Below are 1,042 nucleotides of genomic sequence, written 5' to 3' on the forward strand. Positions count from 1 at the left end.
AATCGATTAGCTTTTCTCAACTGGGACGCCGATTGAATCAAATTCCAACAGAAGTGTTTCAGGAGCTCTTTCTCGATTTAGTTGCCCAAATCCATGAAAAATCGCAATATGAGCAGCGCCGAAAAACGACAACACCACTGAAAATTATTGATTCGAGTACGTTGCCATTGAATTTAAACAATCACAAGTGGGCAGAGTTTCGCAAAACAAAGTCGGGAATTAAGCTTCATTTGCGCCTTGTTTACGTAGAAAAAGGCTGTTCGTATCCAGATAAAGCCGTGCTGACGAATGCGAAAGAACACGATCGTGGTCAGCTTGAAGTACTTGTTGACGACAAAGAATGCATGTATGTGTTTGACCGTGGTTACTTGGATTACGAACGATTTGACCGCATGACAGATGATGGCTATTTCTTCGTCTCACGCTTGCGAAAAAACGCTGTCACGCATTCCATTGAAACATTCCATCTCCCAAAAGAATCCTCCGTTTTATCGGATGAAATGATTTCTTTAGGCACGGCACAAAGTCTGGCTGGCAATGAGTTTCGTTTACTAAAAGTGATGGATTCAAAAGGAAATGAACTGCATCTGATTACGAATCGCTTCGACTTGAGTGCTGATGAAATCGCCGAACTGTACAAATCACGCTGGGCAATTGAGTTGTTTTTCAAATGGCTGAAGCAGCACTTGAATATCAAAAAATTCTACGCACAGAGCGAACAAGGCGTACATAATCCAGTGTACATTGCGATGATTGTCTATTGCCTGTATGTGCTAGCGCAGTTAAACACGAATAGTTCAAGAACGTACTTACAAATCAGCCGCTTATTGAAAGCAGCACCTTGGAAATCCGCTCATTTATGGCAACGAAAAATCGCTGGAAAAGCGGTCCCATAAAGGGTTTCTTGTTTCTATCGCACTCGTCAAAGGTTATAGTAAAAAAATGGCTGTTTACTACCTCTGTTCCAGTGTCTTCGTTTTTCTTCTCAAATGAAAAAATAAGAAAACAGAAAATTCTGTTAAAATTTATGCGACACTAGTGA

General features: G+C 40.8%; 1 protein-coding gene. It reads left to right on the forward strand.

What is annotated here, in order from left to right; translation table 11 throughout:
* On the forward strand, window positions 1-896 hold an 896-nt coding region (locus ACFSY7_RS10330), incomplete at its 5' end, for an IS4 family transposase (protein ID WP_380147777.1).
* Between the last annotated feature and the right edge of the window lie 146 nt (window positions 897-1,042).

Source organism: Kurthia populi, assembly GCF_042686175.1.
In the GTDB taxonomy this organism is placed as follows: Bacteria; Bacillota; Bacilli; order Bacillales_A; family Planococcaceae; genus Kurthia; species Kurthia populi.